General features: G+C 46.5%; 7 protein-coding genes. 3 read left to right on the top strand and 4 right to left on the bottom strand.

Annotation, left to right across the window (positions count from 1 at the left end; all coding sequences use genetic code 11):
- Nucleotides 1–10: 10 nt before the first annotated feature.
- The 3 genes from HMPREF2983_RS08795 to HMPREF2983_RS08785 form a co-directional block, all read right to left on the bottom strand.
- Entirely contained in the window at nucleotides 11–1,945 is a 1,935-nt protein-coding gene (locus tag HMPREF2983_RS08795) for a heparinase II/III family protein (protein WP_210400374.1), read from the bottom strand.
- 81 nt (nucleotides 1,946–2,026) lie between these two features.
- A complete protein-coding gene (locus HMPREF2983_RS08790) occupies nucleotides 2,027–3,730 on the bottom strand; it encodes a RagB/SusD family nutrient uptake outer membrane protein (protein ID WP_070667775.1) in 1,704 nt (567 codons plus the stop codon).
- A 12-nt stretch (nucleotides 3,731–3,742) separates the two neighbouring features.
- Nucleotides 3,743–6,925, bottom strand: a complete 3,183-nt coding sequence (locus HMPREF2983_RS08785; protein ID WP_004377865.1) for a SusC/RagA family TonB-linked outer membrane protein — start codon at nucleotides 6,923–6,925, stop codon at nucleotides 3,743–3,745.
- A gap of 814 nt (nucleotides 6,926–7,739) precedes the next feature.
- Between HMPREF2983_RS08785 and HMPREF2983_RS08775 the strand changes: the two genes are divergently transcribed.
- Both HMPREF2983_RS08775 and HMPREF2983_RS08770 read left to right on the top strand, forming a co-directional pair.
- Complete coding sequence (locus HMPREF2983_RS08775; RefSeq protein ID WP_070667788.1) at nucleotides 7,740–9,305, top strand: sulfatase; 1,566 nt, start codon at nucleotides 7,740–7,742, stop codon at nucleotides 9,303–9,305.
- A 94-nt stretch (nucleotides 9,306–9,399) separates the two neighbouring features.
- A complete protein-coding gene (locus tag HMPREF2983_RS08770; RefSeq protein ID WP_070667773.1) occupies nucleotides 9,400–10,581 on the top strand; it encodes an anaerobic sulfatase-maturation protein in 1,182 nt (393 codons plus the stop codon).
- Nucleotides 10,582–10,630: 49 nt separating this feature from the next.
- Here HMPREF2983_RS08770 and HMPREF2983_RS08765 read toward each other — a convergent pair whose 3' ends face one another.
- A complete protein-coding gene (locus tag HMPREF2983_RS08765) occupies nucleotides 10,631–14,644 on the bottom strand; it encodes a two-component regulator propeller domain-containing protein (RefSeq protein ID WP_070667772.1) in 4,014 nt (1,337 codons plus the stop codon).
- A gap of 935 nt (nucleotides 14,645–15,579) precedes the next feature.
- On the opposite strand from HMPREF2983_RS08765, the gene HMPREF2983_RS08760 reads away from it, so the two are divergent.
- Entirely contained in the window at nucleotides 15,580–16,677 is a 1,098-nt protein-coding gene (locus HMPREF2983_RS08760) for a phosphotransferase enzyme family protein (RefSeq protein ID WP_070667771.1), read from the top strand.
- The last annotated feature ends 123 nt before the right edge of the window (nucleotides 16,678–16,800 follow it).

The raw sequence follows: 16,800 nt of genomic DNA, 5'->3' as shown, positions 1-16,800 counted from the left end.
ACAATCTTTTTTAAGGGTTATCACGGGTCACAGTGCAGCGATATTGACCGCTGAGCGCTTGGTCATTGGCCGTGAGCGTGATGCGATAGATGCGGTCGCCCCACACCTTAGAGAGTCTCTGGTCGGTCAGTTCAACGGCTTCAACAGTGGGTTTGAACACGTTGGCATCATAGGAAAGCGTGGCTTTTACCTTGTTGATGTGCAGCTTGATGCGTCCTTTCTCGCTGATATCTACGTTTCCCCAAGTCATGAAATTCAGCTGATTGGGAGCCTTTTTCATTTTTAAGCGATAGTCATCTGTAATGACAAGACGGTTTTTCTGGAGCTGATAAGCGCGTATCCAGCTGTCTACGGCAGCATCTTCCGGGTAGGCTTTGGCAATATCTGCAGTAAAGATGCAACGCTTTTCATCGGCACGAACCTGCGTTGCATGATATTGAGTTCCAAAGCTTTCGGGTTGTCCATTGATGATGGGAAGATTGTGATAGTTGCTCTGCATGGTCCATATCGTATAGCGTTCGCTGCTGAAAGTCTTCTTGGTATAGGTGCCCACGCCGGCATCAATCAGCAGAGGAACGTTGTCAATGGCAAGGATGCAGGTGCCCACATCATTATGGTTGTGGCTTTCGTTGTTGTGTCCTCCCTTGGCAGCGAGGAACATATTGCCGGAGCGCATGTAGCAGAACTGGGTCTCAGGATACCACATAAAGCGTGGCGGGCGATAGGTCGTTGTCTCGCTTTTCAGCTTTGGAAGGCTGCGCAGATTTTCGAGTTCTTGATACAGGTCGAGCCAGGTGGAGGGCAGTTTCGGAGGATAAGCCTTCGCACGCATGGCTGCCATAGCCTTCATGACAGGGCTGTTGACGGCGACACCATAGCGATAAACGAGCATCGTATTAAGTTCGTTGGCTCGTGCAGAAGCGTCGGCAAAGTTGACAACCCATTCGTCTCCGATGTATGAAGCAGCGATATATTCGCCCATTTTCTTGATTTGTGGCTGCGAAAAGAAGTTTACTTTACCCCCTGTAATGAGTGACAGGCCAGAGAGATATTCAAAGAGTTTGCCGGCTGCATGACCCCAATAGGAGGGGCCCTCCTCGCAAGCTCCGTCGCTTTTAACGTAGTTCAGGTATTCATCCACAGACTCCATAGATAGACGGATGGCCTTGGTGAGTTCTTCAGGATTGTTTTCCAAGAGCATGAAGCAGAACAAGGCGTTGGCGTTACACCATGGTGTCCAGTTGTTGAGCAGACGGTCTTGTTTGTAATTTCGTGCCATCCACCAGAAGTCATTGCGTTTGAAGAAAGGGTCAAGTTCGCGTCGTTGCAGTTCATAACGCAGTCGGTTGGCGATTATCGGGTCGACTTTATCAAACTCATCTTTCATGAAATAATACGTCCAAGCAAGCAGTTGTGCAATATCTCCTTGACGTAGTTCGAGAATTTCCTCACGATAATCAGGTAATGCCCTGTGGCTTTTCTGGTAGGCAGCAAGGTGGGCAGACTCGGCCCAAGAGGTCATTTCGCAGAAGAAGAACACGCCGTTAATCAAATCATCTACAAAGCGCCCACGTCCTTCTGCAAGTTCAGCTACAAGCAAACGACTCAGCACGTTGATGTTTTGGTTATAGGGTTTTTGCATGGTTGTACGGTTCCCTGACCGTTCATAATCAAGGAAATCTGTGGCCCGGACAACCTGCCATTGATAGTCAAGATAGCGCTCGCCAGCCTCTATAATAGGCTTTTTCTCAGCACCAAGTAAGGTTTCCCAACCTGCACGGTCGGCATATTTTGGATAAGGAACCCACTGTTGATGCATCACAAGTGAACTCTGTATGAGGGCTTCTGAGACGTTGTTTTGTAGTAGATTTCGCTTTTCATAGGCCTGCGAAGTGCACAGAACCGTGAAGAGTAAGCATATTATGAAAATCGTTTTCTTCATCATTTTAGCATTAAATCAAAAAAGATTCCCGCACAGATTCACATCTCGCGGGAATCACCATTCATGTACATATATAACCTAAAACTACCAATCTGGGTTTTGAGTGAGGTTTCCGTTCTTTTCTATTTCGTCTGCCGGTATCGGCCATAGATAGTCACGTTTCGTCACAGAACGTACGTAGCGGAACTTTCCTGTGATATCGGTTTCTTTCCGTTTGTCAAGAGTTTCCAAGAGTTTCCAGCGTTTGAAATCACTGAAACTCCATCCTTCTCCTGCAAGTTCGACAGCTCTTTCATGCTTGATTCTCTCGAATACTTCATCCTTGGTCGTTGCTTTCAGATAGGCAGGCCCACTGTTGATGCCAGGCATCTCGACACTCTTGCGTGCTCTTACCTGATTGATCAAGGCCACAGCTTCGTTCTGATGGCCTAATTCATTCTGACATTCTGCCATCATGAGCAATACGTCTGCGTATCTGATTAGTGGGAAGTTGATAGGTGTGTGAGCGCGGTTGTTGATGGCTCCTCCCATATTTCCCTCGGGAACAAACTTGCGCCAGAGATAGGTTTCATAGTTACCATTGACGCGGATGTAGCCTTTTCCACTCGTAATAGAGGGCGCAATAACAAATTCGCAGTCCTCTTGTGCATTGGCGAACCAGCCGGTATAGTTTGTATAAGGCAAGATTACGGTTGCATTCATGCGTGGATCGCGCTTGCCATACATTTCCAACAGTTTTGCTTTTCCTGCCGGGTAAGCCTTCACTTTGCCTTTCTCCATTGTGGCACGGAAGGTTTTTACCTTGACATTATTATCGGTCTTGATGCCTGGGAACCAATCATCCCAGTCGAAAGGACGCCCATCTTTATATTCATAAGTGTCTACAAAGTGTTGAGAAACCATGACATTGTTCCAGCAACTGCCAAAGGTTTCACGGGCTCCCATGTAGAAACACATCGGCATTCCATGGTCTGTGCCGACTCCCCCCATGTTCTGAATGGCGAAAATCATTTCAGATGACTCGTCACCTCCTGGCTTAAAGAGTCCTGCATAGTCGTTATAAAGCGCGTATTTCCCTGAAGCTACGACCTTCTCAAAGCACTCTAAGGCTTTCTTATACTCTTTGGCATACAGATAAACCTTACCGGTCAATGCAATAGCTGCATATTTTGTAGCACGCCCATAGTTAGCTTTATCCCAAGCTTCAGGCAGTTTATCGGACGCTTCTGCAAGGTCTTTCAATACAAACTCGCGTACCTTTTCAATTGGTTCACGGGGATTTTTCATCTCACTATAGCTTTCGCCGACAATTACCGACTCGTCATAGACAGGCACACCACCGAAGAAATCCATGAGTGTGAAATAGTAAAGCGCACGCATGAACTTAGCTTCAGCCTTGTATTGAGCTTTCAGTTCATCAGTCATCTCACAGCGGTCAACATTCTGTAATACGCCATTTGCACGTGCGATGCCTTCGTAAATACCTTGCCATTTGCCTAATACTTTCCCGTTTTTCACGTCATAAGTACCACGTTGTACAGGCTGATACGATGGTGGGTCATATCCCATAGCGATACCTCCTAAGCCATCCAATGAGAATTGGAGACCGAAAACATCCGGCTCCTGCATTTGACTATAGACAGCCATCATCGCCTCCTTAGCATGCTCTTCGTTCTTATAGAACTGTTTGGAGCTTAGTTGATCGGCAGGAACTCTATCCAGATCGTAGCAGCTATGCAGGGACATTGTCATTGCAATAGCAGCAATCGTTATATATTTGATTTTCATATTATCATGTATTTAGAATGAGACATTCAGACCAATTACAGCCTGTTTCATTGAAGGATATGCCATTCCACTTACTTCAGGGTCGAAACCCTTATACTTAGTGAAGGTAAAGAAGTTCTCCAAACTGCCGTAGATGCGCACCCGTTCGATATGGATCTTTGCAGTCAGTGCCTTAGGAAGCGTGTAACCTAATTGGATATTACGAATCTTTACGAAGCTCTTGTTCTCCAAATAGAAGTCGCTATACTTCGTGTTCTGCTCGTCCTGATATTCCACAAGGCGGGGATATTTTGCATCGGTGCGGCCTTCATACCAGCGTCCATCGGCTATTTCCTTGTTGATTTGGTAACCGTAGCGCACGGTAGGAGTGTTGTATGCCGCATGCTGCCAATACACCTTGGCACCGAATGCGCCCTGTATCAAGGCAGAGATATCAAAGCCTTTCCATGCAGCATTAAGGCTCAAGCCCATGATGAACTTAGGATTGGGACCGTCGCTGACAATCTCTTTATCGTTATTGTCAATGACACCATCACCATTTACGTCCTTATAAAGCAGGTCACCTTTCTTAGGTGTGCCGAAAGCTGCAAATGGATTGACTTTCTTTCCGTCTGCACCTATAGGCGCATTATCAATGATTTCCTGAACGCGTTTCATGTCTTCATCGGTCTGCAAGAGTCTTTCAACACGCAGGAGATACTGAGAATTGATGCTGTGTCCTTCCCAAATAAGGTTTGCACCACTGATAGCCATACCCCCTTTATCCTTGCCTTTGAACTTGTTGACTTTGTTCTTGATGAACGTGAAGTTGGCAGTTGCACCATAACTGAATTCATTCACACGGTCTTGCCAACCCAAAGTAAACTCTACACCTTGGTTGGTTACGGTTGCACTGTTTACCTTTGGAAGGCTTGTTGTACCGTGCACAGCCGGTGCGGGGAGGTCAATCAGGATATCGGTCGTACGTTTATTGAAGTAATCAAACGTTCCCGTCAGTTTGTTTTTGAAGAAACCAAAGTCAAAACCAAGGTCGAATACGTTAGTGGTTTCCCATGATAACTTTTCGTTGGCCAAGGCTGTCTGTGCCATACCTGTCACCATTGTATTGCCTAAAACATAATTCAACGCGCCTTTCTTGCTCGTGTAAAGTGACTGTGAAGCATAGTTACCGACAGCGTTGTTACCCAATGAACCATAAGAAACACGAAGCTTCAGATTGCTTAACTGACCATTGAAAGCACCCTCCATGAACTTCTCTTGATCCATACGCCATGCTGCAGAGAGTGATGGGAAATATCCCCAACGCTTGCTTTTCTGGAAGCGTGATGAACCGTCGGCTCTGAGATTGAACTCCATTAAATAGCGATCTTGCCAGTTAAGGTTAAGTCGGCTGAAGTAAGAACGCATGGCCCATTCAGACAATCCACCGTTAGCGCTGGCCTGACCTGTAGCACCATCGAGCACACTCATGCTCAAGTCAATCAGGTCTTGCTTGGTAACATTGATGTCTTTTGAACGGTAAAGCTCCTGACTGGCACCCAACATGAAGTTCATGGTGAGGTTGTTCTTGAAGTATTTACTGTTGTATCTGAGCACTATATCATTGAAATAGCGTTCTATCTTGCTGTTTTTATTATAGATATTAAACTTCGATTTGGTCGTGTAAGTCTTTTGCTCTGTCTGGAAGTTCCAGCCTTCCTGCACCACAGGCTTACGCATAATGTCCTCGTCGAGCAGTTCATATGAGTAGCTCAATGCCACAGAAAGTCCCTTCATAGGCTTGATTGTGGCAAGGAAACGAGGGTGGAAGTTATTCTTACGGTCGGTTCCTGCCCACTTATATGCACGTATCAAAGGGTTGTTGTTAGCACTCTGTGCGGCGTCTTCCTCATTGTTCATAGCACCAAACCTGCCGTCGGGAGCACGGAAAACCATACCCGGAGTCGTTGCAGAAGTATAGGTGAAGACGTTGTCAATCTCGTTATATCCGGGCTGCATGTCTGATACATAGCCACTCATCTGGAAGCCGATGTTGAGCCATTTGGCTACATCTGCATCGAGATTCAAACGTCCGTTGTATTTCGTAAAGCCTGCATTGTGCATTACACCGGGATTATTCATGAAGCCGAATGAACCATAGAAACGTATCTTGTCTGATCCTCCGGAGACAGAGATGACATGGTTTGTTGAAGCAGAGCTTTTGAAAGTCTCGTCCACCCAGTCTGTATTAGGATACTGCAAAGGGTTCTTACCTGCGTCATTGCGCCATGCATCAATTGATTTCTGGCTGAAAGGAGCTTTCTTCCCACTGTTAGCATAGCCCTCATTAATGAGTTCCATGTAGCGTGCATAGTCTGAAACAGGGGTCAGAGTCTTGCGAATTGACTCGAAAGAAACATAACCATTATAGTCAACCTTTATTTTACCACTCTTTCCACTCTTGGTAGTGATGAGGATAACACCGTTGGCTGCCCGTGAACCATATATCGCTGCAGAGGCTGCATCCTTAAGAACGGAGATCGATTCGATGTCTTGTGGGTTCACAGTATTAATGCCGGCTTCTGATCCATCGATGATAACCAATGGCGCAGCAGAGTTCAATGTGCCTTGACCACGCACCAGAATAGACGCGTTGTCATCACCGGGGCGGTTGTGATTTGAAGTCACCGAGACTCCGGCTGCTAAGCCGGCAAGTGCCTGGGAAACGTTAGTGAGCGGACGACTTTCGGCAAGTTTCGACACATCAATTGACGAAACAGAACCTGTCATGTTTACTTTCTTCTGTGTTCCATAACCAACAACAACCACTTCATTCAGCAGTTTGTTGTCTTCTGCCAAGGTAACATTCAGGGTTTTCCGTCCTCGGAGTTTGATTTCCTGTGTCGTATAGCCTACGCTCGAAACGATAAGCACGGCATCCGCTGATTTCACTTTCAGCGTAAACTGGCCGCTGAGGTCGGTCACGCAGCCGTTAGATGTTCCTTTTTCCATGACCGTAGCACCGATCATTGGGCCCATAGCGTCAGATACATGGCCTGTTACTGTCACCAAATCCTGTGCAGTAGCCATTGGCATTTGGCCGTTCTCGCTCGTCCCTGTCATTGTAGTTCCGGCATGAACTGACATTGAAGTCAATGCAAGCGTAGTACAGAATAGGGCCTTTTTCCAAGGTACATTACTGTTTTTGTTTCTCATAAAGTTAAATAAGTGTTAGGTTAATAATTGGAAAGTCCCAAAAGATTATTACGTTATTTCGGTGACAAATTTAGCATATTAGGACATAATGGAATGGTAAAATTGTTCAAAAGAATTACAAATTTGCACAAAAGCATGTATTTGTTTGAATTTTATGGAATAATGCCTAAAGTTCAGGAGCAAAGCGGTTTCTTCGGAGTTGTCATATGTTTCATACCTTTTAAAAGTTGATACAGCCAATAGAAACCTTTTGATGAACACCCCTGAAGCTTGGCTGAAGACTCATAATGCACTGTCTAAAGCCCAAGATGACACATGGGCTTGCATTATGTTTTTTTAAGGAAAAACTCAAAATAATCAACAAAAACCATTTTTACAAGAGCCAGCGACAATTGGCTTGCACGCTCATCTGCATCATGTTACACAGCAAATCCCATCACTTCACCTTGCATTTTGCATCAGAACACATCGCCATCTGCGTCAAGTTATCGTATAGTTTGCGTCAAGTTGCACTGTGATTTGACGCAGATTGCATTGCGTTTTGCCACAAGACATAAAAAAAGGAAAGCGCGTTGTCACTTTCCCTACGGCAAAGATAATCAATTTTTGAGGCGAATGCAAATCCTGTTTGAATTTGATTGACAAACAGAGTGCTGCAATCTCCGTTTTCATTCATAATCCTTACAAAATCATTCAAAAGTCTTGTTTTTCGGTTACACCTATCTAAATAAAATGTTATCTTTGTGATGTCGTGTGGCAATATCGTTCACACGAGGTTCAGAAAGAATGTAACAAAACCAAATTCCGACATACAATGAAAACATTTCAGCCTATACCTATGGGCCACTTCTCGGTTGCCTTGTCAGCCATGTTCTTGGCAGTGGCATCGTCTGCCCGGGCACAAGATCGCGTTGACAATCGTCCGAACATCATTCTTTTCATGGTAGACGACATGGGCTGGCAAGATACTTCGCTGCCTTTCTGGACCCAACGCACGATGTATAATGACCGCTACGAAACGCCCAATATGGAGCGATTGGCAGCGCGAGGCATGATGTTCAGTCAGGCTTATGCATGTCCGATCAGCTCGCCAAGTCGGTGCAGTCTGATGACGGGAAGCAATGCTGCACGTCACAGAGTGACCAACTGGACATTGGAAAAGAACAAGTCTACCGACCTCAAAGACGACCAATTGACGCTTCCCGAATGGAATTATAACGGCATCAGTGGCGTTGAAGGATGCCGCAACACCTATAGGGCGACCTCGTTTGTCAACCTCCTTCAGGCCTCAGGTTATCACACCATACATTGCGGAAAGGCTCATTGGGGTGCACGGGATACGCCTGGCGAAGACCCACATCACTGGGGATTTGAAGTCAATATCGCAGGACATGCGGGCGGAGGGCCTGCGACTTATCTCAGTGAACGCCACTATGGAAACGCTGACAACCCTGCAAAACAGCACAAAATGGCTATCCCCGGGCTTGAAAAATACTGGGACACAGGCACCTTTCTCACGGAGGCTTTGACGCGCGAAGCACTGAAATCGCTCGACAAGGCCAAGCTTTATAACCAACCGTTCTACCTTTACATGTCTCATTATGCGGTGCATATTCCCATTGATCGTGACCCACGTTACTATGACAAATACCTGAAGAAAGGGCTCTCGGAGAAAGAGGCTGCCTATGCTTCTCTCGTGGAAGGAATGGACAAGAGCCTTGGAGATATCCTTGATTGGCTTGATAAAAACGATGAAACCCGACGCACGATAGTCATCTTCATGAGCGACAATGGGGGCTATGCCACGGGAAGTCAATGGCGCGATCAGCCGCTTTTCACGCAGAATTCGCCGCTTAAATCGGGCAAAGGCTCCATGTATGAGGGTGGAATTCGCGAGCCGATGATTGTCAGTTGGCCTGGAACGGTGAAGCCGGGTTCCGTGTGCAGGCAATATGTGATGATAGAAGATTACTTCCCCACCTTACTTGAAATGGCAGGCATCAAGCATTATAAGGTGCCGCAAAAGGTTGACGGAAAGAGTTTCATCCCATTGCTGAAAGGCACAGGAGACCCCTCCCGCGGGCGCATGCTCGTGTGGAATTATCCCAATGTTTGGGGCAATGTAGGGCCTGGCATCAGCCTGAACTGTGCTATTCGCGAGGGCGATTGGAAGCTCATTTATAACTACAAGACCCACAAAAAGGAGCTTTATGACATTCCTAATGACATCGGCGAAGCGCATAATCTCGCTGCCGAACGCCCGTCAATCGTGAAGAAACTTTCGAAGAAACTCGGCAACTATCTTCGTAAGGTCGCTGCACAGCGCCCGTCAGAAAAGGCAAGCGGCACTCCATGTCCGTGGCCCGACGAAGTAAAATAAGGCCTCATGCGCAGGTAAAATGCCTGCGCATGCCGTCTTTGTTTAGTATTATTGTACGACAGAAAGATATCTGTCAGCATTCAGAACGAAATCTATGACTACCATTTCTCCCTTTGCACGTCCGCTGTATGTGATGCTCAAGCCTGTTGGCGCGGCCTGTAATCTCGCGTGTAACTATTGTTATTATCTTGAGAAATCAAACCTCTACAAGCACCAGCCGAAGCGACAGATGAGCGAAGAACTGCTCGAACGCTTCGTCAAGGACTATATTGAAGCACAGACCATGAATGAAGTGGTCTTCACGTGGCATGGTGGTGAGCCTACTCTTCGTCCGCTTTCGTTCTATCAGAAGGCTGTGGAATTGCAGAAGAAGTATGCCGGAGGCCGCGTCATTCATAATTCGCTGCAGACCAACGGCACGCTGCTTACTGATGAATGGTGCCGTTTTCTGAAGGCGAACAATTGGCTTGTAGGCATCTCTATCGACGGCCCTGAAGCCTTTCATGACCGTTATCGGCGCGACAGTCAGGGCAGACCATCGTGGCAGAAGGTTATGGAAGGCATTCAATTGCTGCAGCATTATGGCGTGGAATGGAATGCCATGGCTGTGGTCAACCGTTATAATGCAGACCATCCGCAGGCTTTTTATCGCTTTTTCAAAAGTATAGGTTGCCAGTATATTCAGTTTACTCCCATTGTAGAACGTAATGTGCAACATGCCGATGGCCGTCATTTGGCATCGATTAATGACGCTACTGATGCGCCTGTTACCGACTTTTCGGTCACTCCCGAGCAATGGGGAAACTTCCTTTGTGGGCTGTTTGATGAATGGGTTAAGCAGGATATAGGTCGCGTTTTCGTTCAGATTTTCGACAGCATGCTGGCCAATTGGGTCGGTGTTGCCCCTGGAACATGTATCTATGCAAAGGAATGTGGCCATGCTGGAGTCATGGAATTCAATGGAGATGTATACTCTTGTGACCACTTTGTGTTTCCTCAGTACAAGCTTGGAAACATCAATGAGCACACATTGATAGAGATGTTATACGGCGAAAAGCAGCGACGTTTCAGCCAACTCAAGTATAACAAGCTCCCCCGTCAATGCAAAGAGTGCCGTTGGGCCTTTGCATGTCATGGTGAATGTCCTAAGAATCGCTTTGTCAACGACCGCTATGGCAATCCCGGTTTGAATTATCTTTGTGCCGGTTATCGCCGTTTCTTCGAGCATATTGCACCCACAATGGACGAAATGAAGAAAGCGTTTACGGTGGAATGAAGCCTCCTTTAATCTGAAAGGAAAAGCTTCATGTCATGAAAAACATCGTTTATTCCGTCCCGTTTCGATAGGCCGAAGGCTGTTGTTGATATCTGTCTTTAAAACATTTGCAGAAATATCGTGGACTTGAAAAACCGTTTTTATAACTGATTTCGGCTATACTGAGGTGAGGGTTCTCACGTAACATCTTCGCCGCCTTACGCAATCGAATTCGCATAATGAATTCATTCGGCGTCTGTCCTGTCAGGTTTTTCCACTTCGTGAACAGGCTTGTACGCGACATTCCCATTTCTCTTGCAAACACATCAACACTGAATTCCGAGTTCATATAATGTTTGTCAATGATGTTCATTGCGCGATCAAGCATCTCTTTATCAAGCGGATTGGAGGCCAACATGTTGGCTTCGGTGTGCGGATGCTCGCCGAATTTGCGTTGAAGCAGGCGTCGGGAGTTGATGAGATTGTTGCATCTTGAAATCAGAAGTTCGTTATTAAACGGCTTTGTTATATAGTCGTCAGCTCCTGTTTTCAGTCCTTCGAGTTCCTGTTCTACGGCAGTTCGAGCCGTAAGAAGCACCACGGGAATGTGGCAAATGGCGAAATCTTCCTTGATAATCTTACAGAGTTCGATACCCGACATATTAGGCATGAGCACGTCACTGATGATGATATCCGGCATTTCATCGCGTATAACTTCGAGTCCTTCCTGTCCATCTACGGCCGTAAGTATGCGATAGTAAGGACTGAGAACCGTCATCAACAGTTGTCGGATGTCGTCATTGTCTTCCACAATCAATATCGTAGCCTCTTCAATTCCTTTCATTTCGCGGACAGGAGGCATGGCATCAGCTTCCAAGACAATGTCAGGTTGAGGCTGAATCGCTTTATCTTCAACGGTTTCCTCTGTCTTCTTGTCTTCTTTCTTCACTTTGATTTCGTCCTCCTTGAAGTGGTCTTTGCCCAAAGGAAGCGTCACGACAAAGGTTGTTCCCTCATTGATTACGGAGTCTACGCTAATGGTTCCGTGATGTTGTTGCACGATGTTCTGGGTCAGATTAAGGCCAATGCCCGTGCCCATTTCAGTTAAAGACTCGAAATCCCGAGCCTGATAGAAGCAGTCGAACACGTGGGCAAGGTCGGTTTCTGCTATGCCTTTGCCGGTGTCGGCGACGCGAAGGATGACCTGTTGGCCGTCACATTCAGTCGTCACATTGACGTTTCCACCCTGCGGAGTGTGTTTCAATGCGTTCGAAATGAGGTTGTTGACCACCTTTCTCATTTGCCTTTTGTCAATCCAAACCTCTGCATCTGTGCCCTCATTCACGTTTAGTGTGACGTCATTGCTATTGGCGTATTCCTTAAACATGTTGCAGATGTTGCCCACAAATGCCGACCAATCCACAGCTTCTACGCAGAGATGGGCCAATGATTGCTCGTGTTTCTTGAAATCAAGCAACTCTGAAATCAGATCGCGCAGCAGGTTGCTGTTGCGGTAGATGCCTTGAAGTTTGTTGTAGATGTCGGCAGTAAACCGCTGGGTATGCAGCAAAGACTCGGCCAACCCGATGATAACTGTGAGCGGAGTCCTGATTTCATGCGACACATTTGTAAAGAAACGAATCTTCGATTGATTGCGTTCTTCGATGTCTTTTGCATGTTGTTGTTCGTATTTCAACGACTCTGCCAACCTGATACGCTTGCGATAGCTGCGTATGAGCCAATGAGCAATAAGGCCGAGCAGTACAAGATAGCCCATATAAGCCCACCAGGAGCGATACCATGGAGGCAGAATGCGGATGCCGAGTCGGGCAACAGGCGATGCCGTTCCCGCCGAGCGCAGTTCTAAGGTGTAGTCTCCCGGGGCCAAATCAAAGAAGTCTATCTTCTTTTGTCGCGTCCCGATGGGGAACCACTGATTGGAGGAACCGACAAGCCGATACTCAAGAGGCTGCGTGTTTGCCCGGATATGGTTGGATGATGCGTATTCAATACTGATGACAGAACGTTCATAACTGAGTTCAATCTCATTGGTGTAGCGCAATGTATGCTTAAGAATCTCGGTCTGATCTCCCGGCAAAATCTCCTGTCCATTGATATAAAGACCGGTGAAACGGAGGTTATATGGCTTCGTCTTCTTGTGCAGGTCGCGTTCCCTGAAGGATACCATGCCACGCACACCACCAAGATAAACCGTGCCCGAACGTGTCACATAGAGGGCATTTTCGTTAATAGTGGCCAACGGAAAACCATTGTCTTTGTTGTAGTTTCGAAAGGTCTTGTGCCGGATGTTGAATACCGAAAAGCCCTGATTGGTGATGAGAAGCAGTTCGTTATTGCTCAAGGAAGAGGGTGCAATGGCATAAACACAGCTGCCTGTAAGCCCTTCGTGCCGACCGTAATTGATGAAACTGTCGTGGCGTTCGTCGTAAAGGTCAATGCCATCGTTGGCAGTTGACAGCCAGATACGCCCCTGACGGTCGGTCATGACGTTATTGATGTTGTTGCAACTGAGGCTTCCCTTGGCCTGAGTTCGCTGGTAATGGCGGAATTTCCCCGTAGAGAAATCATAGCAATAGACGCCGCGCGACTCGGTGGCAATCCACAAACGGCCGTGTCGGTCGATGCAAAGTCCCTGCACGATGCGTAGTTTTTCCTTGGCCAGGAGTGGCGTAAAGGTTTCTTTCTCGGGATCCATCATGACAACACCTTCCTGTGTTGCGATGACCAACTGACGGCCGTGGGGTTTGATATCCCTTACAATATCGGAGGGAAGCGACTTCGGATTGCCTGCCTCATGCCTGTAGCTGCGACTCTTCCCGCTTGAAAGTTCGATGCGGTCGAGGCCTCCAAGGTGAGTTCCCACCCACATCGTACGCCGCGTTTTGTCGAAGAATATGGCCTTGAGATTATTTTGTGTAATCGCAGTTCCGGGCAGGTTATGGTGTGAGAAGACTTGTGTGTGGGGATTATAGATGTTGAGTCCGCCCCCTTCCGTACATATCCAGAGGTTTCCTTTGTCGTCTTCGGTCATGCGCCCCACTATCTGGCTGCTCAGTCCGGGCCTGTTCTTTTCCTGCAAGCGATATTGAGTATAGATTTCATATTCAGGATTAAAGTAGTTCACTCCACCGAAATAGGTGCCCACCCACAGTGTTCCCTGATTGTCTTTGATGATGCTCCAGATGCTCGAATTGGTCAGACTCTTTTCCTGTGTGTTTGCCGTGAAGGTAGAAGAAGCCCCGGTTCGTGGGTTGTAACGCGTCAGACCGAGGTATGTTCCTATCCACATCACGCCCGAATTGTCCTCACAAAAGGTGCGCACGAAATTCGAAACGAGCAGTTTTCCCTTACGAGTGTTGGTGCATTTTCCTTGTGGATCAATCGTCCAGAAGCCGTCGTTCCAGCTTCCTATCCATATTGTTTTGGCATGGTCTTCATAGATCTGGGTGATATATCCCGTTGTAATGGGGTGTGAGAGTCGGCCCGAAGCATAGCAATAGACGCCACTTCCGCGCGTCCCTATCCACATCCGACCGCGCGTGTCAACCGTGATGCTCGTCACGGTTGACTTTGTAGGCAGTGTGATATAGCCTTTGCTGCGTCCCGACTGCCCCTCGACAGTCATGATTTTATGCTTGTCACTGTAGTAAAGTCGGCCGTGATAGCAGATTGCTCCGATGTTGTTGTCGTATTTCAGGGTTTTGAATTGGCGCGTCATCAGGTCGAGTCGGGCTATTCCTTCCGAGCAAAGCAGGTAGAGATTACGGTTGCCATCGCCCGTGATATGCATCACATTGTTGCAGAAAAGGCTTTTCGTGTCAACGCTTTTATTGGTATAAATGCGCAGATGATTACCGTCATAGCAGTTCAATCCCATGCGTGTGGCAATCCAGATGTTGCCATCTCGGTCGGCATAAAGGCTGTTTACAGAGATTTGTGAAAGGCCTTCGTCGGGCGTGAGATGGTCAAATGCAATGTTTTGTGCCCTGTTCTGACCGACAGAAAGTGTCAGCAGAAAGAACAAGACAATATATTTTATGATATGTTTTTGAAAGGAAACCATGGCTACCCGATGTTAGTTTTGGTTAGAGAGTTGTCATTTATATATGTAATGTGTTTGCAATATTCGGAAAAAAAAATGAAATATGCAAGAAAAAGAATTACGAATTAAAGTAAAATCTGTTTGGTATTCCTTGGCTTGCAGGTTTATTCAAAAGGCGTTTCTGTTGTTTTATGTTGTTCATGGCGTAGGGTTCGGCCCTGCTTTCTCAGGCAGACAGCATGATGGGAACGGTCTGTTTTCATCGTGTTTTCCTGACATACGAAAGGTATGTTAATTCTTGTCGCGAATGTTTACAATTGCCTTTATCAGATGAACGCATTTGAAAAGCGGGTTATTCTTTTTCAAAATAGGTCCTGTTTTTCAGGATTTTGCAATGTATTGACAGTCAGGCGGTTATGAAATTTAAGGCAAAACAGGAGTTAAAATCACAGGAGAAAGTGCTGCGATTTGCGTCAAATCACCGCGTATTTTGCATGGAGTTACTGCGCAATCTGCGGCAGAAAGCGAGGTAAAGTGACTGGAGTTGCATGGCAAGGGGATAGAAATGAGAGCATCGAAGCCTTGAAATGGCTTCTCACGCTGACGGAAACGAGGTTTTTGTTTCTATTTGGGCGTGGAGAAAAGTGTTAAAAATGAGGAAGGAAGTTGACAAAAACTAATGCATAATGCACAATGCATAATTCATAATTTGTAATGTTGAATGAGTAGTGTTGAATTGTTGTTAATGCATAATGCACAATGCATGATGCATAATTTAGAAAGGAAATGAGGAGCGGGGAAAGTGGCGTTCTGTTTTAATTCATAGGGTGATATTCTGCCGTTTGCATTTGTTAAATAAGCTGTATATAAGATAAAACTCATTTTTTTGCGTGAGAAAACGGGATTTTTATCTTAAATTTGCGTGAAAATCTAATTTGAATTTAAATGCTATTACTATGCAAGGAAAAACCAAAAACAAACAGGAACAGATACTCTTGAACTTTGAAATAGGTGGAACCCCGGTGGATATTATCCCTTTAGGCGACGGCCTTATCAACGACACTTACAAGGTGATGATGCCTTCGGGAGAGCCGCATGACTATGTGCTTCAGCGCATCAACCATCATATTTTCACCGATGTTGAATTGCTGCAACATAATATTGATGTCGTCACAAGTCACATTCGGGCAAAGCTCGAGGCAGCCGGTGAGACGGATATCGACAGGAAAGTGCTGCAGTTTGTACCTACCAAGGAGGGTAAAAGCTATTATCAGACGGAAGAAGGTGACTTCTGGCGCGTCTCTGTTTTCATTCCACGGACACAGACTTTTAATCAGGTGACACCGCAGAATGCCTATGATTGTGGCCGAACTTTCGGTCGTTTCGAGTCAATGCTTACGGATGTAGAAGAGAAACTCGGTGAAACTATCCCCGATTTCCATAACATGGAGCTGCGCATTCGACAGCTTCGGGAGGCTGTGAAGGCTGATGCTGCAGGTCGTTTGCATGAAGTGAGTGCACTTGTTGACAAGATTGAGCAGCACGCTGAAGCCATGTGCAGGGCTGAAAAGCTTTACCGTGAAGGGCAATTGCCTAAGCGTCTCTGCCATTGCGATACGAAAGTGAACAATATGTTGTTTGATGAGACAGGACAGGTGCTGTGTGTCATCGACCTCGATACCGTCATGCCAAGCTTTGTGTTCTCTGATTATGGCGACTTCCTACGCACGGCAGCCAATGCAACCCGCGAGGATGATCCCGATGTTTCGAAAGTAGCATTGCGCTGGGATGTTATCGAAAGCTTCACGAAAGGCTACATTGAAGGCACTCGCCACTTCCTGACGGACACCGAACGAGACATGCTTCCCTTTGCAATGCAGCTCTTCCCATACATGCAGTGCGTGCGTTTCCTTGCGGATTATATCAATGGTGACACCTATTATAAAACCACTTATGCGGCTCATAACCTTGACCGTGCGCACAATCAATGGCGACTTTTCGAGCTGACGCTTGCGGGAGAAGACCGTCTTCAGCAGTTTGTCAAGACGCTGTAGGAAAGAAGATAAGTCTAAAATGAACATAAAAGATTTCCTCATGTGCATCATGTTTGACACTTGAAACATGGGAATGAAACAAAAAGCCAACACGAAGCGTGTTGGCTTTTTACGGTTATGATG

This window comes from Prevotella sp. HMSC077E09 (assembly GCF_001814685.1).
GTDB classification, from domain to species: Bacteria; Bacteroidota; Bacteroidia; order Bacteroidales; family Bacteroidaceae; genus Prevotella; species Prevotella oris.
The sequence above is the reverse complement of the archived record's forward strand: the minus strand, read 5'-3'. Positions and strand labels throughout refer to the sequence as shown.

Coding starts and splice junctions, on each gene's coding strand:
- HMPREF2983_RS08795 (WP_210400374.1), bottom strand. CDS start 1,945: ATGATGAAGAAAACGATTTTCATAATATGCTTACTCTTCACGGTTCTG.
- HMPREF2983_RS08790 (WP_070667775.1), bottom strand. CDS start 3,730: ATGAAAATCAAATATATAACGATTGCTGCTATTGCAATGACAATGTCC.
- HMPREF2983_RS08785 (WP_004377865.1), bottom strand. CDS start 6,925: ATGAGAAACAAAAACAGTAATGTACCTTGGAAAAAGGCCCTATTCTGT.
- HMPREF2983_RS08775 (WP_070667788.1), top strand. CDS start 7,740: ATGAAAACATTTCAGCCTATACCTATGGGCCACTTCTCGGTTGCCTTG.
- HMPREF2983_RS08770 (WP_070667773.1), top strand. CDS start 9,400: ATGACTACCATTTCTCCCTTTGCACGTCCGCTGTATGTGATGCTCAAG.
- HMPREF2983_RS08765 (WP_070667772.1), bottom strand. CDS start 14,644: ATGGTTTCCTTTCAAAAACATATCATAAAATATATTGTCTTGTTCTTT.
- HMPREF2983_RS08760 (WP_070667771.1), top strand. CDS start 15,580: ATGCAAGGAAAAACCAAAAACAAACAGGAACAGATACTCTTGAACTTT.